This is a genomic window from Streptomyces sp. NPDC058157 (assembly GCF_042884105.1).
GTDB lineage: Bacteria > Actinomycetota > Actinomycetes > Streptomycetales > Streptomycetaceae > Streptomyces.
Genome location: NZ_JBHVUQ010000009.1, coordinates 56,767 through 78,273, shown reverse-complemented (window position 1 = coordinate 78,273; position 21,507 = coordinate 56,767). Strand labels below are relative to the sequence as shown.

The window sequence follows — 21,507 nt, the reverse complement described above, 5'->3', positions numbered from 1 at the left end:
CTCGCGTTGACCACAAAGGGAGGGTCCACTGGACCGAAGACCCTCAGATCCACGACGGGGCTCCCCTGACGCACCACTTGGAGGGCGTACCGTGCACCGCCGGCACAACGGGCTGAAGACCGCCGTACTCCTCGGCGGGATGTCCGCACTCATCATCGTCATCGGCAGCTTCTTCGGGCGGGGCGGCCTGATCGTCGCCGTCCTGGTGGCCCTCGGGACGAACGCGTACGCGTACTGGAACAGCGACAAGCTGGCTCTACGCGCGATGCGCGCCCGGCCCGTCAGCGAGTTCGAGGCCCCCGAGCTCTACCGCATGGTCCGCGAGCTCTCCACGTCCGCGCGCCAGCCCATGCCCCGCCTCTACATCTCGCCGACCGAGGCCCCCAACGCCTTCGCCACCGGCCGCAATCCGCGCAACGCCGCCGTCTGCTGCACCGAGGGCATCCTGCGCATCCTCGACGAGCGAGAGCTGCGCGGGGTCATCGGGCACGAGCTGAGCCACGTCTACAACCGGGACATCCTGATCTCCTCGGTCGCCGGAGCCCTGGCCTCCGTGATCATGTTCCTGGTGAACTTCGCCTGGCTGATCCCGGTCGGCCGCTCCAACGACGACGAGGGCCCCGGCATCTTCGGCATGCTGCTGATCATGCTCCTCGGCCCGCTGGCGGCGTCGGTGATCCAGCTCGCCATCAGCCGCTCGCGCGAATACGAGGCGGACGCCTCCGGAGCCCAGCTCACCGGCGACCCCCTCGCCCTGGCCGGAGCCCTGCGCAAGCTCGACGCCGGCACCAAACAGCTTCCGCTGCCCCCCGAACCCCGGCTGGAGACGGCGAGCCACATGATGATCGCCAACCCCTTCCGTCCGGGCCAGGGACTCTCCAAGCTGTTCTCGACGCACCCCCCGATGGCCGAGCGGATCGCCCGGCTCGAACAGATGGCAGGCCGCAGCCAGTGAAAACCATCCTGAACGTCATTTGGCTCGTACTCAGCGGGATCTGGTTGTTCCTGGGCTACTGCCTGGCCGGCCTGATCCTCTGCGTCACGATCATCGGCATCCCCTTCGGCATAGCGGCCTTCCGCATCGCCCTCTACGCCCTGTGGCCCTTCGGCTACACCACCGTCGAGCGCCGCGACGCGGGCGCCCCGTCCTGCGTGGGCAACGTCCTGTGGCTGGTCCTGGCCGGCTGGTGGCTGGCCCTGGGCCACATCGCCACCGGCATCGCCCTCTGCGTCACGATCATCGGCATCCCCTTCGGCATCGCCAACTTCAAGATGGTCCCCCTCTCCCTCCTCCCCCTGGGCCGCGAGATCGTCCCCACCGACGCACCCTTCGCCTCCCGGTGACGGCGGGCGCCCGCTTCGCCCTCCGGGGCGAGGACGAGGACCGCGAGGAGGAGCAGCTGTGGGCCCTGTGCGAGGGGGCGGAGAACCTCTTCGCCGACCCGCCGGAGCCGCCGCGGCGGATCTACGAGCTGCTGGGCTGCGCCTTCGAGGGCGAGCTGCCGTCGGCACTCGGCTTCCTGGCCCTCAAGCCGCTCGACAAGCACGGCACACCGCTGTGGGAGTGGTACCTGGAGGACGCCCGCGTCCTCACCGCCCGGCCGTGCGCCCGTGACCTGTCGCGGTTGGACGTGACCATCGAGGCCGTACGGTCCGAGCAGCAGCCGCAGTACCCGCAGCGGGTCGCCCTGTCGGTGGGCTTCAGCCTCTCGGACGCCGGCGACAGGCTCCTGGGCCACTTCCGGGACCTCGCCGAGGTGCTGCCCGCGGCGGAGCCGGAGCCCCACTCCGTGCGCCTCCTCGGATGCTCGCTGCACGGGCCGCTGCGGGACGTGGTGGAGGGCAGGAGGAAGCGGCGGCTCGCCTACCGGCACCTTGACGCCCTGGACGCCGCAGGTGAGGTCCTCACCATCGCGGGGAACCCGGACATCGTCGACTGGGAGCCGTCCCCGCGCGGGCCGGGCCTCTACGACCTGACCGTGCACATGGACCCGCAGCCCCGGGTCGTCGCCGGGATCTGGCCGCTGTGGCGCGAGGGCCGCCCGGCCGTCCCCAACCTGTGGGCGGCCTTCGACGCCACCGGCCGGGCCCGCTGGCTCGACCCGGCCGTGAACCGCCGCACGGGCCCGGACCGCCCGGCCGGCGGCACCTACCACCTCGACGGCCGGCACGTCACCGACTACGAGGGCTTCTTCTGCGCCCTCGGCGAGGCCGTCAACGGCCCCGGCGGCTACTTCGGCCGCTGCCTCGACGGCGTCTCGGACGCCCTTTGCGGCGGATTCGGGGCGACCTGGCCGTTCACCCTCGTCTGGCATGACCACGAGACGGCCCGCCCTGCCTCGGCGTACAGCCGCTGGTCTTCGGCCCGGCGTCCTTTCCCGAACTGCTCTCCTTCCTGCGGGAAAAGCGCATCGACGTCGTCCTGCGCTGAGTTATCCACAGGCCGGGACGGCTGTCAGAGGTCTGCGTCACCATGAACACATGAACGAGACCGAGCAGTTGCTGGAGCAAGTGACCGACCGCGTACGCGACTCCGTGCGCGGGCACGGCAAGCCCGTTCCCGTACCCCTGGCGGCAGGGGAGGTCGAACGGGCCGAGCGCGCCCTGGGCTTCCCGCTGCCGCCCCTGCTCGCCGCGCTCCACACGCGCGTCGGCGACGGCGGATTCGGGCCCGAGTACGGGCTGCTGCCGCTGCGCCAGGCCATAGCGGAGTACGAAGGGGGCCGTGCCTCCGACTGGGGCTGGCCGGAGGGCGTCCTGCCGATAGCCGACCTCGGCTGCGCCATGTACGCGTGCGTGGACTGCCGCTCCGATACCGCCCGGATGCTCCTCTTCGAGCCCAATCCCGGGGACCCCGACCTCGCCTGGTACCACCTCTGCCCGAGCCTGGCGCAGTGGTTGCGCGACTGGCTCGACGGCACCGGCTGGTTCCGTGAGGAGTGGGACGAGGACGAGATGGAGACGGCCCCCTGGGCGGAGTTCAGCTCCCGGATCTGAGCCGGCGCCGGATTCCGTAGGCCAGCGCGCCCAGCGCCAGGACCGCCGCGCCCGACACCGCCGAAGCGGCGGGCAGGGCGCAGGCCAGCAGGACACAGCCGGACAGCCCCGCCGCTGCCACGGCACGACCCTTGACATCTGAACCGAGAGTCCATGCGGAGGCGTTCGCGATCGCGTAGTAGGCCAGCACTCCGAAGGAGGAGAAGCCGATCGCGCCCCGCAGATCGGCGGTGGCCGCGAGCACCGCCACCACCGCGCCCACGGCCGGCTCCGCGTGGTGCGGCACCTGATGCCGGGGATGCACGGCGGCCAGCGCGCGCGGCAGATGGCCGTCGCGGGCCATCGCCAGCGTGGTCCGCGACACCCCGAGCACGAGGGCCAGCAGAGAGCCCAGCGCGGCCAGCGCCGCGCCCACCCGGACGACCGGGACCAGTCCGGGCCGGCCGGCCGCGCGCACCGCGTCGGCCAGCGGGGACGAAGACCCCGCCAGGGCGCCGGAACCGAGCACCGACAGCGCCGCCACGGCCACGGCGGCGTACACCAGCAGGGCGATGCCCAGCGCGAGCGGCACCGCGCGCGGGATCGTGCGCTGCGGATCACGCACCTCCTCGCCCAGCGTCGTGATCCGCGCATAGCCCGCGAAGGCGAAGAACAGCAGGCCGGCGCCCTGCAACAGACCGGCCGCCCCGCCCCACCCCCCGCCGGCCAGACGCCCGGAGTCCGCCGCGGCGGAACCCAGGCAGGCCACCACGACCCCGGCCAGCACCGCCAGTACCGCCGCCACGATCAGCCGGGCGATCCGGGCGGACTTCTGCACCCCGCCGTAGCCCGCGGCGGTCAGCGCCACCACCGCCGCCACGGCCACCTCGTGCTCCCGCCCCGGCCACACGTACGCCCCGACGGTCAGTGCCATCGCCGCGCAGGAGGCCGTCTTGCCGACGACGAAACCCCAGCCGGCCAGGTACCCCCAGAACGGTCCGAGCCGCTCGCGCCCGTACACGTACGTGCCGCCCGAGGAGGGGTAGCGGGCGGCGAGCCGCGCCGAGGAGTGCGCGTTGCAGTAGGCCACGAACGCCGCCAGGGCCAGGGCGGCCAGCAGTCCGCCGCCCGCCGCTCGGGCCGCCGGGGCGAGGGCGGCGAAGATCCCGGCGCCGACCATCGCGCCGAGCCCCACCACGACGGCGTCCGGCACCCCCAGGGTGCGCTTGAGCTGGTTGTCCACGCGCGGAGGGTAGCCGGGCTAGATGACGCCCTCACGTCCGGGAAGCGGCGTCCGCTTGCGCTCCCAGCCCTCCAGCGCCGTCAGACAGGCGTGGTCCAGGTGGCGCAGCCCGCTCAGGTCGAGCCGCACCGGCGCCCCGTGCGGCAGGGCCTCCAAGGAGTCCAGCAGCTTCGGCAGCCGCAGGAAGCTGGCGTTCCCCACGACCCGCACGCGCAGCTCCTGACCCTCCCAGACCTCCTCGACGTGCACGTGGGAGGTCTCCCAGGCGGCCTTGGCCACCGCCAGGCCCAGCCCGACCAGCACCCCCTCGAAGAGACTGGTGGCCAGGATCGAGACGGCCGTCACCACCAGCACCACCGCCTCGCCCCGGTGCGTCCGCCACAGCGCGGCCACCGCCCGCGCCGGCAGCAGCTTCCAGCCCGCGTGCAGCAGCACCCCGGCGAGCGCCGCGAGCGGCACCACCTCCAGGACCTGCGGCAGCGCGACCGCGAACAGCAGCAGCCAGCCCCCGTGCATGATCCGGGACGCCCGGGTACGCGCCCCGGCCTCCACGTTCGCCGAACTGCGCACGATGACGGCGGTCATCGGCAGCGCCCCGAGCAGCCCGCACACCGCGTTGCCGAAGCCCTGGGCGACCAGCTCGCGGTCGTAGTCGGTGCGCGGCCCCTCGTGCATCCGGTCCACGGCGGCGGCACTGAAGAGGGTCTCGGCGGAGGCGATCAGCGCGAGCGCCACCACCGTCCCGACGGCCCCCACGGAGCCCAGCGCGCCGAAGTCCGCCCAGCCCGGCGGCGAAACGGCCTCCAGCACCCCCGTCACCCGGACGGTCTCGACGGGCAGCCGCAACAGCACGGCCGCGGCGGTGGCGGCCGCGACCCCGACGAGCGCACCCGGCACCACCCGCAGCCGCGCCGGCACCCGGCGCCACAGCACCAGGACGGCGATGGTCCCCGCCCCCAGCGCCACGGCGGCCCAGTCGGCCCGGGCCCCCAGCTCGTGCATCCCGCCCAGCTTGGCCAGGGTCTGCCCGGGGGCCCGCACCCCGCCGAGGGCGTAGAGCTGCCCGGCGATCAGCACGAGCCCGATTCCGGCGAGCATCCCGTGCACCACGGCCAGCGAGATCGCCCGGAACCACCGCCCGAACCGCAGCGCGCCCAAGCCCAGCTGGACCAGGCCCGCGGCCAGCACGAGGACCCCCAGCGCGGGCAGGCCGTAGCTGCCCACGGCCTCGTAGACGAGGACGGTCAGCCCGGCGGCGGGCCCGCTGACCTGGAGCTCACTGCCCCGGAACCAGCCGGTGACCAGCCCGCCCACGACCCCGGTGACGATCCCCAGCTCGGCGGGGACGCCGGAGGCGACGGCGACGCCGACGCAGAGCGGGAGCGCCACCAGGGCGACGACCACGGACGCCCCGAGGTCCGCTCGGAAACTGCCGGCCCCAGGCATGCGGGAACCCCCTCGTGAGGACGGTGACGGATGTCACCCAGCCTGTGGGGCGCGCCCGCCGGCGCCCAGTCACCACAGGGGGGCCGGACGGGAGCGCGCGCCGCTCACGCCGGGCACACGCCCCGGGCGCCGAAACGGCGAAGGGCACAACGCGGGCGCCCGCCGGGAGACCCCCGGCGATCCGCCCCCGTTGTGCCCCACGGGGTCCGATCAGCGACGTACGCGCAGGTCAGCGGTAGTTCACGAACTGGATGGCGAAGTCCAGGTCCTTGCCCTTGAGGAGGGCCTGCACGGCCTGGAGGTCGTCACGGCTCTTGGAGCTGACGCGCAGTTCCTCGCCCTGGACCTGGGCCTTGACGCCCTTGGGGCCCTCGTCCCGGATGATCTTCGCGATCTTCTTGGCGTTCTCCTGGGAGATGCCCTCCTGGATCGTCGCGAAGATCTTGTACTCCTTGCCGGACAGCTGCGGCTCGCCGGCGTCCAGCGCCTTCAGCGAGATCCCGCGCTTGACCAGCTTGGTCTGGAACGCGTCGAGGATGGCCTTGACCCGCTCCTCGCCGTTCGCCTCCATCAGGATCTTCTCGCCGGACCAGGAGATCGAGGCACCGGTGCCCTTGAAGTCGTAGCGCTGCGAGATTTCCTTGGCGGCCTGGTTGAGGGCGTTGTCGACCTCCTGCCGCTCGACCTTCGAGACGATGTCGAAACTGGAGTCGGCCATGTGCTGTGGCTCCTTGAAGTCGGCTGCGTGTGCCCCGGAGGGCCGCGGCCGGACATCCCCGGACCGCTCCGCAAAGCCTAGCCACCGCACCCGGCGGAAGTGCTGATCAATCCGGTGGCGAAGCACCCCCGCACATCAGGTATCGTTTACGTCGTTGCCAGGGAACGACGCCGAAAGGCGGAGGGACCAAGGCGACATCCCATGGCGGTGTGCCCGAGTGGCCAATGGGAGCGGACTGTAAATCCGTCGGCTTAGCCTACCCAGGTTCGAATCCTGGCGCCGCCACGCGAGTGGAACCCCCGTTCATCTGCGGAAGCGCAGTGGACGGGGGTTTCTTCGTAGTGCCACGACCGGGCTAGGGCGCGGTGACCGTCAGGTGGTAGGTCGTGTCGACCCAGAAGCCGTTCGTGGCCGCCGCGTCGATCTCCAGGACGAACTGGCCCGGCGGCAGCGGGTCGAGGGCGCACCACAGCCCCCAGGCGACCTGCGGTATCCCCAGGACGGGGAAGGGCTTCGAGGTGAACTCCCGCAGCGGCAGCGGAGAGCTGTTCAGTGCCGCCGAAGCCCGCGTCGGCTCCAGCCGCCACGGCTTCGTCAGGAACGGCACCGCCGCGCGTCTGGTGTTCAGCACCGGGAAGAAGACCGGACGGCCCGCCGGGACGCCGCACCGGCGCACCACCCGGCCGCCGTGGGTGCCCGCCAGGAACCACAGGTCCTCGGGCTGCCGCCGGCCGGCGTAGGCGCCCGTCGTGTCCGCCACCGGGCTCTCGCCCTCCGGGGCGGACAGCGCCCACCTCCACCACCGGGCCGCGAGCCGGCCCCCCTCCGCCGCGCCGAGCCGCCAGTTCCCGTCGCCCATACCGTGTCCCGGTCCCCCCGCGGCCGCCCCCTGCGGCCGGATTCCGGGTGACCCTATCGGCCCCCACCACGCACCGAACCGGGCGGCCGGTCGTTCACGGGGCGTGCGACGGACTTCGGACAGACGCGGAAAGGCCGGGAGCGGCGTACTGATCGCCCTGCTCGGCGCCGGGATCCCGGCCCTGGTCGGGGCGGCGCTGCACACCCACGCGGGGGAGCCCTACCGGGAGACCCGGCTGTACTTCGGCACCCAGCGCCCCGACGGCCGCCCGCCCGTCGGCAGGGGGGAGTTCACGCGCTTCCTGGACCGCGAGGTCGCTCCGGGCTTCCCCGAGGGCTTCACGCTCCGGGACGGGTACGCCCAGCGGCGCGGCGAGGACGGCAAGGCCGTCCGCGAGACCTCGTACGAACTCGTGCTGCTCTACCCCGAGAACGAGGCGGCCGAGCGCGGCGCCCGCGCCGAACGGATCCGGCAGGCCTACCAGGAGCAGCTGCGGCGGGGCCCGGTCGGACGCGCCGACGCCGAGCTGGAGGCCGACCTCCGCCCCTGACCGGAAGCGGGGCTGACGGCCCGTCGGGGCCACCGCGGGATCAGTTGCCCGCCACGTCCTTCACGGCGACCGCGGCCGGCGTCGAGCCCGACAGCAGCTCCAGCGTCAGGCCGACCGTCGCCGGGGTCTCGACCAGCTCGGCGAGCACCGCCGCCACGTCGTCCCGCGTGACGCTGCCCGGCCCGGTGCGCGCCTCCAGCCGGACCAGCCCCGTGCCGGGGTCGTCGGTCAGGACACCCGGGCGGAGGATCGTCCACTCCAGGCCGAGCCGGGTCCGCAGGTGGTCGTCGGCCTCGCCCTTGGCCCGCAGGTACGCGTCGAAGACCTCGTCCCCCTCGTGCCGGGCGTCCGAACCCATCGAGGAGACCATCAGGAAGCGGCGCACGCGGGCCCGTTCGGCGGCGTCGGCGAACAGCACCGCCGCGCCCCGGTCCACGGTCTCCTTGCGCGCCGGACCGCTGCCCGGACCGGCGCCGGCCGCGAACACCGCGACGTCCGCGCCCTGCAGGATCCCCGCCACGTGCTCCACGGAGGCCGACTCCAGGTCGCACAGCACCGGTTCCGCGCCGGCCGCGCGCAGATCGGCGCCCTGCTCCGGGTCCCGGACGATCCCCGCGACCTCGTACCCGCGCGCGGCGAGCAGGCGCTCCAGCCGCAGCGCGATCCGACCGTGTCCACCCGCGATGACGATGCGCATGTCCCGACCGTACGACGACCCGGGCGCCCCCGCCCGCGAACGCCCGGCGAGCCTTCAGGGGCCGGGCTCCATCCGGCCCTGCCGGGGCAGGTCAAGGGCCACCGCGACCGCCGAGTCGCAGTACTCCCGTACGGCACTCGTCCGGGCTACCACCCGCCCCCGGTGGATCACGATCCGGCTGTACGCCAGCGACAGCACCCCGGCGATCCGGTCCCCGCGCACGGCCAGCAGCTCCGCCGGGAAGCCGGCCTCCACCCGGACCTCCGGCAGGGCCATCGCCTCGCGGGCGGCGGCGCTGACCGCGTCGTAGGCCTCGGCGGCGCGCAGCCCGCCCTGGGAGGCCAGCAGGTAGGCGGCTTCGAGGGGGTCGCCCCGGCCGACCGGGTTCCCCGCGTCCCGCAGCGCCCCGCTCCCGGCGGCGACCCGGACCCCGGCGGCGCGCAGCAGGCGTACGGGGGCGGTGCGCAGGCCGCGGCGCTCCAGGGCGGCGCAGTCGCCCTGCGGGAGGCAGGTGACCCGGACGCCGGCCGCCGCGAGCTGGTCGGCGGCGCGCGAGGCGGCGTCCAGCGGCAGCCGGGACAGCCCGCCGCAGGGGCCGATGGTCACCCCGGGCCGCAGTCCGCCGGCCATCGCCGCGAGCCGGGCGAGGCGGCCGGGGTCGTCCCCGTCCGTGTGCAGGTCCACGGGGCAGCCGTGCTCGGCGGCCAGCTCCAGGACCGCCTCGACGAAGCCCGTCGGGTCGGGGTCCAGGTCCGGACAGCCTCCGATCACCGAGGCGCCCATCTTCACGGCGTCGCGCAGCATCGCCAGCCCGTCGGCCCCGGCCGCCCCGGTCAGCAGCCGGGGCACGGCCACCGTGGTCAGGTCGGTGAGGCCGCGCAGGGAGCGGCGGGCCTGGAGGGCGGCCTCCATGGGCCCCAGCCCGTGCACGTCGCCGATCCGGATGTGGGAGCGCACGGCGGTGGCCCCGTGCCCGAGCTGGAGCAGCGCCGCCTCGGTGGCCCGGCGCTGCACCTCGTCGCGGGTGTACGAGACGGGTCCCTCGCCGTCGGCGGTCAGGGCGGTGTCCCCGTGGGCGTGCGGCTCGGCCGGGGCGGGCAGCAGCAGGTAGCCGCGCAGGTCGACCCGGGCCAGGGCGGGGGCCGGGAGGCTGCCCGCGGTCCCGACGGCCTGGATGCGGCCGCCGCTGAGCCGGACGTCGACGGTGCGCCCGTCGGTGAGCCGGGCGCCGGTGAGCAGGAGCCCCGTGGCCTCGGAGGCGGAGCCGCCGGCGGGGGCGCGGCCCGGGGTGCGCGCGGGCCCGTCCGCGGGAGTGCGGCCCGGCCCGGCGGCCTGGCTCCGGCCCGGCCCCCCGGAGGCCCGCGACGGTCCCCCCGCGCCGCCCTTGGGCGGGCCGCCCGCCGGGCCCTTCGACGGGCCGCCCGCCGGACCCTTGGGCGGGCCTCCGCCCGGGTTCCCGGGGGAGCCGCCGGAGGGGCCGCCGGCGGGGTTGCGGGGTGAGGGGGACGGCTGCTGCGGCTGGCTGTCGGACATCGCGCTCCTGCGGTGGCTCGGGCGGTTCCTGAGCCGTGGCCGCAGCCCGCGGCCCAAGATCACGCAGCGTGCTCAGAGCCTAGGGCGCGGGGCTCCCGGGTTCGCGGAGGAGCGCAATAGTCGTACCGGTGTGGTGCCCACGCGCCTCGTGGGCCTGAGGTGCGGCTGTGACCCCGGCCACAAAAAGGCCTGTTTGTGGCCGGAGAGGGTCCCGCAGGTGATCGGGAATCGTCGGCGCGGACCTTCCGAGCCCAGTCCCCCCAAAGGATTTGGGCGATCGGCGCGCAACCGTGTAATGTCTTCCTCGCTCGCCCCAATAGCTCAGTCGGTAGAGCGTCTCCATGGTAAGGAGAAGGTCTGCGGTTCGATTCCGCATTGGGGCTCTGGTGAGAGAGGTCCCCCGCCCTCGGGCGGGGGACGGATCTCATCAAAGCGGCGTAGCTCAGTCGGTAGAGCAAGCGGCTCATAATCGCTGTGTCACCGGTTCAAGTCCGGTCGCCGCTACCAAACCCAAAGTAGCCGATTGCGGGGTCGGTCTCCCGATCGGCTACTCTTTTATGCGTTCATCCGTCCCATAGTCCGTCAAGGAGCACTCACGTGGCTGCCACCGACGTCCGCCCGAAGATCACGCTGGCCTGCGTGGAGTGCAAGGAGCGGAACTACATCACCAAGAAGAACCGGCGTAACAACCCGGACCGCATGGAGATGAAGAAGCACTGCCCGCGCTGCAACTCGCACACCGCGCACCGCGAGACCCGCTAGTCACTGGCGAAGTCTCCGCACAGGCACCTTCACGAGGTCGTCCCCTTCTGGGGGGCGGCCTCGTGTCGTTTCCGCACCGGTTCCTTGATCCGGAGCCCCTTCCACAGGAGGTAGTGAGCCATGGCACTCGACCAGGCCTTCGTGGGGCGGACCTACCCGCCCACCGAACCGTATGAGGTCGGCCGGGAGAAGATCCGCGAATTCGCGGTCGCGGTGGGTGACGAGAATCCCGTCTACACCGACCCCGAGGCCGCCAAGGCGCTCGGTCACCAGGACGTGATCGCCCCGCCGACTTTCGTGTTCGCCATCACCTTCGCCGCCGCGGGCCAGGTCGTCGAGGACCCGCAGCTGGGGCTGGACTACAGCCGCGTCGTGCACGGCGACCAGAAGTTCGCGTACGTGCGCCCCGTGCGCGCGGGCGACCGGCTCACCGTGACCTCCACCATCGAGGCCGTGAAGACGATGGCCGGCAACGACATCATCGACATCCGCGGCGAAGTCCACGACGAGTCCGGCGAGCACGTGGTGACCGCGTGGACCAAGCTCGTGTCCCGCGCCCCCGAGGAGGCCTGAGATGACCGCGCAGATCCACTACGCCGACGTCGAGGTCGGCACCGAGCTCCCGGCGGCGGCCTTCCCCGTGACCCGGGCCACGCTCGTCCGCTACGCCGGCGCCTCCGGTGACTTCAACCCGATCCACTGGAACGAGAAGTTCGCCAAGGAGGTCGGGCTGCCGGACGTCATCGCGCACGGCATGTTCACCATGGCCGAGGCGATCCGCGTCGTGACCGACTGGGTCGGCGACCCGGGCGCGGTCGTCGAGTACGGCGTCCGCTTCACCAAGCCGGTCGTCGTCCCGAACGACGACGAGGGCGCGCTGATCGAGGTCACCGCCAAGGTCGCGCAGAAGCTGGACGACAACCGCGTGCGGGTCGACCTGACGGCGATGAGCGCCGGCCAGAAGGTCCTGGGCATGTCCCGCGCGGTGGTCCGGCTGGCCTGACCGGCCGCCCGACGACGGGCAGAGGCGCGGGGCGACCCCCCGCGCCCCCTCCGTACCCTCCTCCGCCCCTGCCTTTCCGCGCACGCACCCCCTTGACCAAGTTAGTGATTGAGTACTAACTTTCTTTCCATGGCAAGGATGAGTGCGGACGAGCGGCGCGAGAGCGTCATCCGCGCCGCGATCCAGGAGTTCGCGCGCGGTGGCTACCACGGGACTTCCACCGAGGCGATCGCCAAGCGCGTCGGGGTCTCGCAGCCGTACCTCTTCCGCCTCTTCCCGGGCAAGAAGGCCATCTTCCTGGCCGCCGCCGGCCGGTGTCTGGAGAGCACCCGCAGGGTCTTCGCCGAGGCCGCCGACGGACTGCACGGCGAGGAGGCCCGCGCCGCCATGGGCGAGGCCTACGTCCGGCTGATCGCCGAGGACCCGGCGATGCTCCAGATGCAGCTCCAGATGTACGTCACGGTGGCCGCCGCCGAGGCCGCCGGGGACCACGAGCTCGGCGAGCTCGTGCGGGCCGGATGGCTGGAGCTGTGGGACACCGTCGGCATCCCGCTCGGCGACGTCCACCAGACCACCGCCTTCATGGCCCAGGGGATGCTCATCAACACCCTGTCCGCCATGGGGTTCCCGTCCGGCCACCGGATCTGGGACGGCTTCCCGGGCGACGTCGACAAGGCGGCCGGCTCGGTGCGCGGTCGGGCGGACGGCCCGGCGGGCGGCCGCACGGTGTGAGGAGCGGGGCCGAACGCGGCCCCGCATCCGTCTGCCCTTGAAAGTTAGTCAGCAATAACTAACAACACTCTCGCAGGGGGAAGCATGACCCAGCAGAAACTCGGGCCGTCCGCGGTCTGGGCCCTCGTCCTCACCGGCGCCGCCGGCTTCATGGCCGCCCTCGACAACCTCGTCGTCACCACCGCCCTCCCCGCCATCCGCGCCGACCTCGGCGGGAAGCTGGAGGACCTGGAATGGACGGTGAACGCCTACACGCTCACCTTCGCCGTCCTGCTGCTGTTCGGCTCCGCCCTCGGCGACCGCTTCGGCCGCCGCCGGCTGTTCACCGCCGGCCTCGCCCTCTTCAGCGGCGCCTCCGCCGCCGCGGCCCTCTCGCCCGGCATAGGCCAGCTGATCGCCGCCCGCGCCGTCCAGGGCGCCGGCGCGGCGGTCATGATGCCGCTCAGCCTCACCCTGCTCACCGCCGCCGTCCCGGCCGCCCGCCGCGGCATGGCCCTCGGGATCTACGGAGCCGTCACCGGCCTGGCCGTCGCCAGCGGCCCCCTCATCGGGGGCAGCCTCACCGAACACGTCTCCTGGCAGTGGATCTTCTGGCTGAACGTGCCCGTCGGCCTGGCCCTGATCCCGCTCGCCCGGCTGCGCCTGGCCGAGTCCACCGCCCCGGACGCCCGCCTCGACCTCCCCGGCACCCTGCTCGTCAGCGGCGGCCTCTTCGGCATCGTCTACGGACTGGTCAACGCCAACGCCCACGGCTGGACCAGCGCCCCCGTCCTCACCGGCCTCATCGCCGGCAGCGCCCTCGTCGGCGGCTTCGTCCACCACGGCTTCCGCAACGCCAACCCCATCCTGCCCATGCGTCTCTTCCGCCACCGGGGCTTCTTCGGGATCAACCTCGCCAGCCTGCTGATGTACCTCGGCATGTTCGGGTCGATCTTCCTGCTCAGCCAGTTCCTCCAGGGCGTCGCCGGCTACTCGCCCACCGAGGCCGGCCTGCGCATGCTCCCCTGGACCGGCATGGGGATCGTCGTCGCCCCGCTCGCCGGGACGCTCGCCGACCGGATCGGCGGCCGCCCCGTCGTCGTCGCCGGACTGGCCCTCCAGTCCCTCGGCCTCGCCTGGTTCGCCCTCGTCCTGACCCCCGGCGTCTCCTACACCGCCCAGCTGCCGGCCCTCGTCCTCAGCGGGATCGGCATGTCCCTGTACTTCGCGCCGGCCAGCCACGTGCTGATGTCCACCGTGAGCCCCGCCGACCAGGGCAAGGCCTCCGGCACCAACAACGCCCTGCGGGAGGTCGGCGGTGCCCTCGGAGTCGCCGTCCTCGCCTCCGTCTTCTCCGCCCGCGGCGGCTACGAGACCCCGCGGGCCTTCACCGACGGCACCGTCCCCGCCCTGTGGATCGGCGCCGCCGCCGTGGCCCTCGCCGCCGCCCTGGCCCTGCTCGTCCCCCGCCGCACGAAGCCCGTCCCCGCCCCCGCCCCGGCCCCCGAGCCCACCCCGGTCCACGCCGCCTGATCTGTTCCTGCCCGGCCGCCCCGCCCCGCCCCGCGTGAAGGAGACCCGTCATGCCCGACATCCCCTGGACCACGCCCACCCCGCCGGCCCCCGACGCCGAGGTCTACGTCATGGCCTCACGCTTCGAGACCGAGACCCTCACCGGCGCCCTCAGGTTCTTCCTCAAGGCGCCCGGCATCATCGCCCAGCTCCGCAAGGCCCCCGGCGCCCACGGCGCCGCCCTCCGGGCCCGCGTCCTGCGCCGCACCTTCCTCACCCTCTCCGCCTGGGAGGACCGGGACGCCCTGTACCGCTTCGCCCGCAGCGAGCCCCACCGCTCCAGCTCCCGCGCGGCCGCCGCGTACATGCGGGAATCCGCCTTCACCTTCTGGACCGTCCCCGCCCGGGAGCTCCCCCTCGCCTGGGCCGAAGCGGAACGGCGCCTCGACGAGCAGAAGCACGGCCACTGAGTGCCCCGCCGGGATGCGAGGGGGACGGACCGTACTCTTGTCCACGTGCAGGAACTCCACGACGCCCCCCTCGCCCCCCTGACCACCTTCCGCCTCGGCGGCCCCGCGGCCCGGCTGGTCACCGCGACCACCGACGCCGAGGTGGTCGAAACCGTCCGCGCCGCGGACGCGAGCGGCACCCCGCTCCTGGTCATCGGCGGCGGCAGCAACCTCGTCATCGGCGACGAGGGCTTCGACGGCACCGCCCTGCGCATCGCCACCACCGGCTTCACCCTCGACGGCACCACCCTGGAGCTCGCCGCCGGCGAGAACTGGAGCGACGCCGTCGCCCGCACCGTCGAGGCCGGCCTCGCGGGCATCGAATGCCTCGCCGGGATCCCCGGCTCCGCCGGCGCCACCCCGATCCAGAACGTCGGGGCGTACGGCCAGGAGGTCTGCGACACCATCACCGAGGTCGTCGCCTACGACCGCACCACCGGCGAGACGGTCACCCTGACCGCCGCCGAATGCGCCTTCCGCTACCGCAACAGCCTCTTCAAGGACCAGCCCGACCGCTACGTCGTGCTGCGCGTGCGCTTCGCCCTGGAGGACGCGGGCGGCCTCTCCGCGCCGATCAAGTACCCCGAGACGGCCCGCGCCCTCGGCGTCGAGGCCGGCGACCGCGTCCCGGCCGCCACCGCCCGCGAGACCGTCCTGCGCCTGCGCGCCGGCAAGGGCATGGTCCTCGACCCCGCCGACCACGACACCTGGTCCGCCGGCTCCTTCTTCCACAACCCGATCCTCACCGACGAGGCCTACGCCGCCTTCCTCGTCCGCGCCCAGGACCGCCTCGGCCCCGACACCGCCCCGCCCGCCTACCCGGCCGGCGAGGGCCGTACGAAGACCAGCGCGGCCTGGCTGATCGACAAGGCGGGCTTCACCAAGGGCTACGGCACCGGCCCCGCCCGCATCTCCACCAAGCACACCCTCGCCCTCACCAACCGGGGCGAGGCCACCACCGAGGACCTGCTGGCCCTGGCCCGCGAGGTCGTCGCCGGGGTCCACGCGGCGTTCGGCGTCACCCTCGTCAACGAGCCGGTGACGGTCGGCGTCCGCCTCTGAGATGAACTGCCCCCTGCACGGGGCCGGTACGGACCCCACGCGCCTCGTGGGACGCCAGATCAGCCGGGTCGTCGCGTCCTGGCACATCTGCGAGGGCGAGCGCTCCGAGGCCCCGCTCGACGTGTGGCTGATCGACAGCGCCGGCGAGTCCACCCGCATCACCACCGGGTCCGACTGGTGCCTCATCGTCGAGTCCGCCGCGCCCCACGCGCCGTACGACCTGGGGGAGTGGGGCCGCGTCGAGGTCGGCGAGGACCTCGGCGAGCACCCGTTCCTGCGCCACGTCGGCCAGACCGTCGAGTCGGTCGCCGAGTTCGCCCTGCCCGAGCAGGGCCGCACCCACCTGGAGATCGGCTTCCCCGACGGCCGCCGGGTACGGGCAGACTGTCACGAAGGGGACCTGCGGCTCACCCGTTGAGCCAGTGCTCGATCCCGTCCAGCAGCTTCGCCTTGACCTCCTCCGGGGCCGCCGAACCCCGCACCGACTGGCGGGCCAGCTCGGCCAGCTCCTCGTCCGTGAAGGCGTGGTGGCGCCGCGCGATCTCGTACTGGGCCGCGAGCCGCGAACCGAAGAGGAGCGGGTCGTCCGCGCCCAGGGCCATCGGCACCCCGGCCTCGAACAGCGTGCGCAGCGGGACGTCCTCGGGCCGCTCGTAGACGCCGAGCGCGACGTTGGAGGCGGGGCAGACCTCACAGGTGATCTGCCGGTCCGCGAGCCGCTTCAGCAGCCGGGGGTCCTCGGCGGCCCGGACGCCGTGCCCGATGCGGGCGGCGTGCAGGTCGTCGAGGCAGTCGCGGACCGAGGCCGGACCGGTCAGCTCGCCACCGTGCGGGGCCGCCAGCAGACCGCCCTCGCGGGCGATGGCGAAGGCCCGGTCGAAGTCGCGTGCCATGCCGCGCCGCTCGTCGTTGGAGAGCCCGAAGCCGACGATCCCCCGGTCGGCGTAGCGGACGGCCAGCCGGGCCAGCGTGCGGGCGTCCAGGGGGTGCTTCATCCGGTTGGCGGCGATCAGCACCCGCATCCCCAGGCCCGTCTCCCGGGAGGCCGCGTCGACGGCGTCGAGGATGATCTCCACGGCCGGGATCATGCCGCCGAGCAGCGGGGCGTAGGAGGTGGGGTCCACCTGGATCTCCAGCCAGCCGCTGCCGTCCCGGACGTCCTCCTCGGCGGCCTCGCGGACCAGCCGCCGGATGTCCTCGGGCTCCCGCAGGCAGGAACGGGCGGCGTCGTAGAGCCGCTGGAAGCGGAACCAGCCGCGCTCGTCGGTGGCGCGCAGCTTGGGCGGCTCACCGGCGGTCAGGGCGTCCGGCAGCCGGACGCCGTACTTGTCGGCCAGCTCCAGCAGGGTCGACGGGCGCATCGAGCCGGTGAAGTGCAGGTGCAGGTGGGCCTTCGGCAGAAGCGTGAGATCGCGTACGTGCTCCATCTGGTGATCCTGCCGCATCGGTCACCCGAATGGCAGCGCATTACCTGAACGGGACATTGCCCGAACACGAATATGACGCCGGACGCGCCGGAGCGGCGCCGCCCCGGTGGGGTGACGCCGCTCCGGTGGGGTCGTGCCTAGGCCTTGGCCTCGGCCAGGAGGTTCTGGATCCGGGTCACGCCCTCGACCAGGTCCTCGTCGCCCAGGGCGTAGGAAAGGCGCAGGTAGCCGGGGGTGCCGAAGGCCTCACCGGGGACGACCGCGACCTCGGCCTCGTCCAGGATCAGCGCGGCGAGCTCGACCGAGGTCTGCGGGCGCTTGCCGCGGATCTCCTTGCCGAGCAGCTCCTTGACCGACGGGTACGCGTAGAACGCGCCCTCGGGGGTCGGGCACAGGACGCCGTCGATCTCGTTGAGCATCTTGACCATCGTCTGGCGGCGGCGGTCGAAGGCCTTGCGCATCTCCGCGACGGCCTCCAGGTCGCCCGAGACGGCGGCCAGCGCGGCGACCTGGGCTACGTTGGAGACGTTGGAGGTGGCGTGCGACTGCAGGTTGGTCGCGGCCTTGATGACGTCCTGGGGGGCGATGACCCAGCCCACGCGCCAGCCCGTCATGGCGTACGTCTTGGCGACGCCGTTGACGATGATGCACTTGTCGCGCAGCGCCGGGACGAGCACGGGCAGCGAGGTGAACTTCGCGTCCCCGTAGACCAGGTGCTCGTAGATCTCGTCGGTCAGCACCCACAGGCCGTGCTCGGCGGCCCACTCGCCGATCGCCTTCGCGTCGGCCTCGCTGTAGACCGCGCCCGTCGGGTTGGACGGGGAGACGAACAGGACGACCTTGGTGCGCTCGGTGCGCGCCGCCTCCAGCTGCTCGACGGAGACCCGGTAGCCGGTGGTCTCGTCGGCGACGACCTCGACCGGGACGCCGCCGGCCAGGCGGATCGACTCCGGGTAGGTGGTCCAGTACGGGGCCGGGACGATGACCTCGTCGCCCGGGTCGAGGATCGCGGCGAAGGCCTCGTAGATGGCCTGCTTGCCGCCGTTGGTCACCAGGACCTGCGACGCGTCCACCTCGTAACCGGAGTCGCGCAGCGTCTTGGCGGCGATGGCCTTCTTGAGCTCGGGCAGGCCGCCGGCCGGCGTGTAGCGGTGGAACTTCGGGTCGCGGCAGGCCGCGACCGCCGCCTCGACGATGTAGTCCGGCGTCGGGAAGTCGGGCTCGCCCGCGCCGAAGCCGATTACCGGGCGCCCGGCGGCCTTGAGGGCCTTGGCCTTGGCGTCGACGGCGAGGGTCGCGGACTCGGAGATGGCGCCGATACGGGCGGACACCCGGCGCTCGGAGGAAGGCGTTGCAGAGGTCATGCGGCCAATCGTCCCAGACGCTCCGGAAGCCCCGCACACCGTTTCAGTCACCGGACGGAGCAGGTCCGGATGTTCTCTGTTCGACGTCAGGCCCAGGACCACGTATGCTCTGCTGCTGTTGGTCCTCACCAAACGCCCCGGGGCGTGAGCACACAGTGCACTCGTCCGGATGCGGTAGGTTGGGGAGCGCAAAGGGTCGTAGCTCAATTGGTAGAGCACTGGTCTCCAAAACCAGCGGTTGGGGGTTCGAGTCCCTCCGGCCCTGCTCCACACTCCTTCTCGGATGTGTGCGCAGGTACGTATTTCGATGCAACGCCGTGCGGCGCAACCGGGCGCGGCTACGGCCACGACCCGGATTCAGGTGAGAGACGTGACGGACGCCCTGGGCTCCATCGACATGCCTGATGCCGACAGCGACACTCGCGAGAAGAAGGCCCGCAAGGGCGGCAAGCGCGGGAAGAAGGGCCCTCTGGGCCGCCTCGCGCTTTTCTACCGTCAGATCGTCGCGGAACTCCGCAAGGTCGTCTGGCCCACGCGCAACCAGCTCACGACGTACACCACCGTGGTGATTGTCTTCGTCGTCATCATGATCGGTCTGGTGACCGTGATTGACTATGGGTTCCAGGAAGCCATCAAGTTCGTCTTCGGCTGATCCCCGCGGAGGGCGGCGCCTTGATGGGTGCCGCCCGTTTTCGCATGTTCCACCACCTTTTGTATCCAGGAAGAAGCAGCCACCGTGTCTGACCCGAACCTGAACGCGAGCCACGACTCCGTCGAGTCCGTCGAGGACGAGCTCGACATCGTCGAGGCGGCAGACGCTGTGGACCCCGACGAGGCCGAGCTCGCCGACGCCGAGGCCGGCATCGCCGCCGAGGAAGCCGCGCTGCACGTCGAGGAAGCCGACGACGAGACCGACGCCGACGACGAGACCGACGCCGAGGCTGACGAGGTCGACGCCGACGAGGACGCCGAGGACGAGGGCGACGTCGAGGACGCCGCCGAGGTCGAGGACGCGGAGGAGGCCGAGGAGGCCGCTCCCGCCGAGCCCGTCGACCCGATCCAGGCCCTCCGCGACGAGCTGCGCCTGCTCCCGGGCGAGTGGTACGTCATCCACACCTACGCGGGCTACGAGAAGCGCGTGAAGGCGAACCTGGAGCAGCGTGCCGTCTCGCTGAACGTCGAGGAGTTCATCTACCAGGCCGAGGTGCCCGAGGAAGAGATCGTCCAGATCAAGAACGGCGAGCGCAAGAACGTCCGGCAGAACAAGCTGCCCGGCTACGTTCTCGTCCGCATGGATCTGACGAACGAGTCCTGGGGCGTCGTCCGCAACACCCCCGGTGTCACCGGCTTCGTGGGCAACGCCTACGACCCGTACCCGCTGACCCTGGACGAGATCGTCAAGATGCTCGCCCCGGAGGCGCAGGAGAAGGCCGCCAAGCAGGCCGCCGAGGACGCCGGTCTGCCGGCCCCCGCCGTCAAGCGCACCATCGAGGTCCTGGACTTCGAGGTCGGCGACTCGGTCACCGTCACCGACGGCCCGTTCGCGACGCTCCAGGCGACGATCAACGAGATCAACCCGGACTCGAAGAAGGTCAAGGGCCTCGTCGAGATCTTCGGCCGCGAGACCCCGGTCGAGCTGAGCTTCGACCAGATCCAGAAGAACTGATCCAGATCTTCTGAGCGACGCTTCCGAAGCAGGTCAGACCGGCCCGAAAAGGCGGTCTGACCTGCTCGGTTTTTAGCCCCGCACCGATACCCGTTATCGTGGTGCGGTATGCCTCCATCCGGATGACCGGAAGGCGGCTGGAAAACTCTCACTAGGACCCGGAGAGAGCAATGCCTCCCAAGAAGAAGAAGGTCACGGGGCTTATCAAGCTCCAGATCAAGGCCGGTGCGGCCAACCCGGCTCCGCCGGTCGGCCCCGCGCTCGGTCAGCACGGCGTCAACATCATGGAGTTCTGCAAGGCCTACAACGCCGCGACCGAGTCGCAGCGTGGCATGGTCGTGCCGGTGGAGATCACGGTCTACGAGGACCGTTCCTTCACCTTCGTGACGAAGACCCCGCCGGCCGCGCGCCTCATCCTGAAGCACGCTGGCATCGAGAAGGGCTCCGGCGAGCCGCACAAGACCAAGGTCGCGAAGCTCACGCGTGACCAGGTCCGCGAGATCGCCACGATCAAGATGCCCGACCTCAACGCGAACGACCTCGACGCCGCCGAGAAGATCATCGCCGGCACCGCCCGTTCCATGGGTGTCACGGTCGAGGGCTGATCAGCCCCCTCGCAGTTCCCCAGTGGTAGGGCCAAGCGCTGGTCCGTACCACGACTCCATGCCTGAAGCACTTACACAGGAGCAGAAGTGAAGCGCAGCAAGACTCTCCGCGCTGCGGACGCCAAGGTCGACCGGGAGAAGCTCTACGCTCCCCTCGAGGCCGTCCGTCTCGCCAAGGAGACCAGCACCACCAAGTTCGACGCCACCGTCGAGGTTGCCTTCCGCCTGGGTGTCGACCCGCGCAAGGCCGACCAGATGGTCCGCGGCACCGTGAACCTCCCGCACGGCACCGGTAAGACCGCCCGGGTCCTGGTCTTCGCGACCGGTGACCGTGCTGCGGCCGCGGAAGCCGCCGGCGCCGACATCGTCGGCGACGACGAGCTGATCAACGAGATCGCCAAGGGCAACCGCCTGAACGAGTTCGACGCCGTCGTGGCGACCCCGGACCTCATGGGCAAGGTCGGCCGCCTCGGCCGCGTGCTCGGTCCGCGTGGTCTCATGCCGAACCCGAAGACCGGCACCGTCACCATGGACGTCGCCAAGGCTGTCACCGAGATCAAGGGTGGCAAGATCGAGTTCCGCGTCGACAAGCACTCGAACCTGCACTTCATCATCGGCAAGGTCTCCTTCTCCGATGAGCAGCTGGTCGAGAACTACGCGGCCGCGCTGGACGAGATCGTCCGTCTGAAGCCGTCCGCCGCCAAGGGCCGCTACATCAAGAAGGCCGCCCTCAGCACCACGATGGGCCCCGGCATCCAGCTGGACTCCAACCGCACCCGGAACCTCCTCGTCGAGGAAGACCCGGCTGCTGTCTGATCGCGCCGAGCCTGACGGCTCGCCGTTCTGTGGCTGAACCGGCCCCCC

25 protein-coding genes and 4 tRNA genes are annotated in these 21,507 nt (G+C 72.2%); 21 read left to right on the top strand and 8 right to left on the bottom strand.

Features of this window, described 5'->3' with window-relative positions; translation table 11 throughout:
• The first annotated feature begins 91 nt into the window (after positions 1–91).
• From htpX to ACFVXK_RS04430, 4 genes are read left to right on the top strand one after another with little or no spacing between them, the layout of a single operon-like run.
• Positions 92–955 (top strand): zinc metalloprotease HtpX, encoded by an 864-nt coding sequence (htpX, locus tag ACFVXK_RS04445; protein WP_358899328.1) that lies wholly within the window; start codon positions 92–94, stop codon positions 953–955.
• The gene (locus ACFVXK_RS04440) at positions 952–1,344 is read left to right on the top strand and encodes a YccF domain-containing protein (protein WP_389610030.1); all 393 of its coding nucleotides are present in this window, start codon (positions 952–954) and stop codon (positions 1,342–1,344) included. The genes htpX and ACFVXK_RS04440 overlap by 4 nt, the downstream gene beginning before the upstream one ends.
• Positions 1,341–2,477, top strand: a complete 1,137-nt coding sequence (locus tag ACFVXK_RS04435) for a barstar family protein (RefSeq protein WP_389610029.1) — start codon at positions 1,341–1,343, stop codon at positions 2,475–2,477. Before ACFVXK_RS04440 ends, ACFVXK_RS04435 begins: the two co-directional genes overlap by 4 nt.
• A gap of 4 nt (positions 2,478–2,481) precedes the next feature.
• Positions 2,482–2,997, top strand: a complete 516-nt coding sequence (locus ACFVXK_RS04430; protein ID WP_389610028.1) for an SMI1/KNR4 family protein — start codon at positions 2,482–2,484, stop codon at positions 2,995–2,997.
• Here the strand turns inward: ACFVXK_RS04430 and ACFVXK_RS04425 are convergent.
• The 3 genes from ACFVXK_RS04425 to ACFVXK_RS04415 all read right to left on the bottom strand — a co-directional run bounded on the left by ACFVXK_RS04425 (position 2,981) and on the right by ACFVXK_RS04415 (position 6,383).
• A complete protein-coding gene (locus ACFVXK_RS04425) occupies positions 2,981–4,219 on the bottom strand; it encodes an APC family permease (protein WP_389610027.1) in 1,239 nt (412 codons plus the stop codon). The genes ACFVXK_RS04430 and ACFVXK_RS04425 overlap by 17 nt on opposite strands.
• A gap of 18 nt (positions 4,220–4,237) precedes the next feature.
• Positions 4,238–5,665, bottom strand: a complete 1,428-nt coding sequence (locus tag ACFVXK_RS04420; RefSeq protein WP_389610026.1) for a SulP family inorganic anion transporter — start codon at positions 5,663–5,665, stop codon at positions 4,238–4,240.
• A gap of 229 nt (positions 5,666–5,894) precedes the next feature.
• Positions 5,895–6,383 carry a YajQ family cyclic di-GMP-binding protein gene (locus ACFVXK_RS04415; protein ID WP_344163382.1) on the bottom strand — a complete coding sequence of 163 codons (489 nt, stop codon included), beginning with the start codon at positions 6,381–6,383 and terminating at the stop codon, positions 5,895–5,897.
• A 203-nt stretch (positions 6,384–6,586) separates the two neighbouring features.
• Between ACFVXK_RS04415 and ACFVXK_RS04410 the strand changes: the two genes are divergently transcribed.
• Positions 6,587–6,668: transfer RNA gene (locus tag ACFVXK_RS04410), tRNA-Tyr, on the top strand.
• A gap of 70 nt (positions 6,669–6,738) precedes the next feature.
• Here the strand turns inward: ACFVXK_RS04410 and ACFVXK_RS04405 are convergent.
• On the bottom strand, positions 6,739–7,242 hold the full coding sequence (locus ACFVXK_RS04405) for a hypothetical protein (protein WP_389610025.1): 504 nt from the start codon (positions 7,240–7,242) through the stop codon (positions 6,739–6,741).
• Between the two features lie 103 nt (positions 7,243–7,345).
• Between ACFVXK_RS04405 and ACFVXK_RS04400 the strand changes: the two genes are divergently transcribed.
• Entirely contained in the window at positions 7,346–7,792 is a 447-nt protein-coding gene (locus ACFVXK_RS04400) for a DUF3574 domain-containing protein (protein WP_389610024.1), read from the top strand.
• Positions 7,793–7,832: 40 nt separating this feature from the next.
• Here ACFVXK_RS04400 and ACFVXK_RS04395 read toward each other — a convergent pair whose 3' ends face one another.
• Together ACFVXK_RS04395 and ACFVXK_RS04390 are read right to left on the bottom strand one after the other, a co-directional pair.
• Positions 7,833–8,489 (bottom strand): SDR family oxidoreductase, encoded by a 657-nt coding sequence (locus ACFVXK_RS04395; RefSeq protein ID WP_389610023.1) that lies wholly within the window; start codon positions 8,487–8,489, stop codon positions 7,833–7,835.
• A gap of 54 nt (positions 8,490–8,543) precedes the next feature.
• Entirely contained in the window at positions 8,544–10,022 is a 1,479-nt protein-coding gene (locus tag ACFVXK_RS04390; RefSeq protein ID WP_389610022.1) for an amidohydrolase family protein, read from the bottom strand.
• A gap of 310 nt (positions 10,023–10,332) precedes the next feature.
• Here ACFVXK_RS04390 and ACFVXK_RS04385 point away from each other — a divergent pair.
• From ACFVXK_RS04385 to ACFVXK_RS04340, 10 genes are all read left to right on the top strand, one after another.
• A tRNA-Thr gene (locus ACFVXK_RS04385) sits at positions 10,333–10,405 on the top strand.
• 48 nt (positions 10,406–10,453) lie between these two features.
• A tRNA-Met gene (locus tag ACFVXK_RS04380) sits at positions 10,454–10,529 on the top strand.
• Between the two features lie 90 nt (positions 10,530–10,619).
• Complete coding sequence (gene rpmG / locus ACFVXK_RS04375; protein WP_007265873.1) at positions 10,620–10,784, top strand: 50S ribosomal protein L33; 165 nt, start codon at positions 10,620–10,622, stop codon at positions 10,782–10,784.
• A 120-nt stretch (positions 10,785–10,904) separates the two neighbouring features.
• Positions 10,905–11,357: a MaoC family dehydratase N-terminal domain-containing protein gene (locus ACFVXK_RS04370; RefSeq protein ID WP_389610021.1), complete on the top strand. Its 453-nt coding sequence runs from the start codon at positions 10,905–10,907 to the stop codon at positions 11,355–11,357.
• A 1-nt stretch (position 11,358) separates the two neighbouring features.
• Positions 11,359–11,787, top strand: coding sequence for a MaoC family dehydratase (locus ACFVXK_RS04365; RefSeq protein WP_389610020.1), 429 nt, complete (start codon positions 11,359–11,361; stop codon positions 11,785–11,787).
• A 129-nt stretch (positions 11,788–11,916) separates the two neighbouring features.
• Complete coding sequence (locus tag ACFVXK_RS04360; protein WP_389610019.1) at positions 11,917–12,519, top strand: TetR/AcrR family transcriptional regulator; 603 nt, start codon at positions 11,917–11,919, stop codon at positions 12,517–12,519.
• A gap of 84 nt (positions 12,520–12,603) precedes the next feature.
• A complete protein-coding gene (locus ACFVXK_RS04355) occupies positions 12,604–14,031 on the top strand; it encodes an MFS transporter (RefSeq protein WP_389610018.1) in 1,428 nt (475 codons plus the stop codon).
• A gap of 50 nt (positions 14,032–14,081) precedes the next feature.
• Entirely contained in the window at positions 14,082–14,480 is a 399-nt protein-coding gene (locus tag ACFVXK_RS04350; protein WP_389610017.1) for a DUF3291 domain-containing protein, read from the top strand.
• Positions 14,481–15,581, top strand: coding sequence for a UDP-N-acetylmuramate dehydrogenase (locus ACFVXK_RS04345; protein ID WP_389610016.1), 1,101 nt, complete (start codon positions 14,481–14,483; stop codon positions 15,579–15,581). It begins immediately after the preceding gene.
• 1 nt (position 15,582) lies between these two features.
• The gene (locus tag ACFVXK_RS04340; RefSeq protein WP_389610015.1) at positions 15,583–15,999 is read left to right on the top strand and encodes a hypothetical protein; all 417 of its coding nucleotides are present in this window, start codon (positions 15,583–15,585) and stop codon (positions 15,997–15,999) included.
• Here the strand turns inward: ACFVXK_RS04340 and ACFVXK_RS04335 are convergent.
• Both ACFVXK_RS04335 and ACFVXK_RS04330 read right to left on the bottom strand, forming a co-directional pair.
• Positions 15,989–17,008 carry an adenosine deaminase gene (locus tag ACFVXK_RS04335; RefSeq protein WP_389610014.1) on the bottom strand — a complete coding sequence of 340 codons (1,020 nt, stop codon included), beginning with the start codon at positions 17,006–17,008 and terminating at the stop codon, positions 15,989–15,991. The genes ACFVXK_RS04340 and ACFVXK_RS04335 overlap by 11 nt on opposite strands.
• 137 nt (positions 17,009–17,145) lie before the next feature.
• Positions 17,146–18,372 (bottom strand): pyridoxal phosphate-dependent aminotransferase, encoded by a 1,227-nt coding sequence (locus tag ACFVXK_RS04330; protein WP_388945510.1) that lies wholly within the window; start codon positions 18,370–18,372, stop codon positions 17,146–17,148.
• 192 nt (positions 18,373–18,564) lie between these two features.
• On the opposite strand from ACFVXK_RS04330, the gene ACFVXK_RS04325 reads away from it, so the two are divergent.
• The 5 genes from ACFVXK_RS04325 (at position 18,565) to rplA (ending at position 21,459) form a co-directional block, all read left to right on the top strand.
• Positions 18,565–18,637, top strand: a tRNA-Trp gene (locus ACFVXK_RS04325).
• A 105-nt stretch (positions 18,638–18,742) separates the two neighbouring features.
• Positions 18,743–19,024, top strand: a complete 282-nt coding sequence (gene secE, locus ACFVXK_RS04320) for a preprotein translocase subunit SecE (protein WP_045945273.1) — start codon at positions 18,743–18,745, stop codon at positions 19,022–19,024.
• An 84-nt stretch (positions 19,025–19,108) separates the two neighbouring features.
• Positions 19,109–20,038: a transcription termination/antitermination protein NusG gene (gene nusG / locus ACFVXK_RS04315; protein WP_389610013.1), complete on the top strand. Its 930-nt coding sequence runs from the start codon at positions 19,109–19,111 to the stop codon at positions 20,036–20,038.
• A 170-nt stretch (positions 20,039–20,208) separates the two neighbouring features.
• Positions 20,209–20,643 carry a 50S ribosomal protein L11 gene (rplK, locus tag ACFVXK_RS04310; RefSeq protein WP_042818558.1) on the top strand — a complete coding sequence of 145 codons (435 nt, stop codon included), beginning with the start codon at positions 20,209–20,211 and terminating at the stop codon, positions 20,641–20,643.
• Positions 20,644–20,730: 87 nt separating this feature from the next.
• Positions 20,731–21,459 carry a 50S ribosomal protein L1 gene (gene rplA, locus ACFVXK_RS04305; RefSeq protein WP_389610012.1) on the top strand — a complete coding sequence of 243 codons (729 nt, stop codon included), beginning with the start codon at positions 20,731–20,733 and terminating at the stop codon, positions 21,457–21,459.
• The last annotated feature ends 48 nt before the right edge of the window (positions 21,460–21,507 follow it).

What these genes read in the sequence shown, in the direction of transcription:
- ACFVXK_RS04430 (WP_389610028.1), top strand. Translation starts at nt 2,482, where the DNA reads ATGAACGAGACCGAGCAGTTGCTGGAGCAAGTGACCGACCGCGTACGC.
- ACFVXK_RS04420 (WP_389610026.1), bottom strand. Translation starts at nt 5,665, where the DNA reads ATGCCTGGGGCCGGCAGTTTCCGAGCGGACCTCGGGGCGTCCGTGGTC.
- ACFVXK_RS04415 (WP_344163382.1), bottom strand. Translation starts at nt 6,383, where the DNA reads ATGGCCGACTCCAGTTTCGACATCGTCTCGAAGGTCGAGCGGCAGGAG.
- ACFVXK_RS04405 (WP_389610025.1), bottom strand. Translation starts at nt 7,242, where the DNA reads ATGGGCGACGGGAACTGGCGGCTCGGCGCGGCGGAGGGGGGCCGGCTC.
- ACFVXK_RS04395 (WP_389610023.1), bottom strand. Translation starts at nt 8,489, where the DNA reads ATGCGCATCGTCATCGCGGGTGGACACGGTCGGATCGCGCTGCGGCTG.
- ACFVXK_RS04390 (WP_389610022.1), bottom strand. Translation starts at nt 10,022, where the DNA reads ATGTCCGACAGCCAGCCGCAGCAGCCGTCCCCCTCACCCCGCAACCCC.
- ACFVXK_RS04370 (WP_389610021.1), top strand. Translation starts at nt 10,905, where the DNA reads ATGGCACTCGACCAGGCCTTCGTGGGGCGGACCTACCCGCCCACCGAA.
- ACFVXK_RS04365 (WP_389610020.1), top strand. Translation starts at nt 11,359, where the DNA reads ATGACCGCGCAGATCCACTACGCCGACGTCGAGGTCGGCACCGAGCTC.
- ACFVXK_RS04360 (WP_389610019.1), top strand. Translation starts at nt 11,917, where the DNA reads ATGGCAAGGATGAGTGCGGACGAGCGGCGCGAGAGCGTCATCCGCGCC.
- ACFVXK_RS04355 (WP_389610018.1), top strand. Translation starts at nt 12,604, where the DNA reads ATGACCCAGCAGAAACTCGGGCCGTCCGCGGTCTGGGCCCTCGTCCTC.
- ACFVXK_RS04350 (WP_389610017.1), top strand. Translation starts at nt 14,082, where the DNA reads ATGCCCGACATCCCCTGGACCACGCCCACCCCGCCGGCCCCCGACGCC.
- ACFVXK_RS04340 (WP_389610015.1), top strand. Translation starts at nt 15,583, where the DNA reads ATGAACTGCCCCCTGCACGGGGCCGGTACGGACCCCACGCGCCTCGTG.
- ACFVXK_RS04335 (WP_389610014.1), bottom strand. Translation starts at nt 17,008, where the DNA reads ATGGAGCACGTACGCGATCTCACGCTTCTGCCGAAGGCCCACCTGCAC.
- ACFVXK_RS04330 (WP_388945510.1), bottom strand. Translation starts at nt 18,372, where the DNA reads ATGACCTCTGCAACGCCTTCCTCCGAGCGCCGGGTGTCCGCCCGTATC.
- rplK (WP_042818558.1), top strand. Translation starts at nt 20,209, where the DNA reads ATGCCTCCCAAGAAGAAGAAGGTCACGGGGCTTATCAAGCTCCAGATC.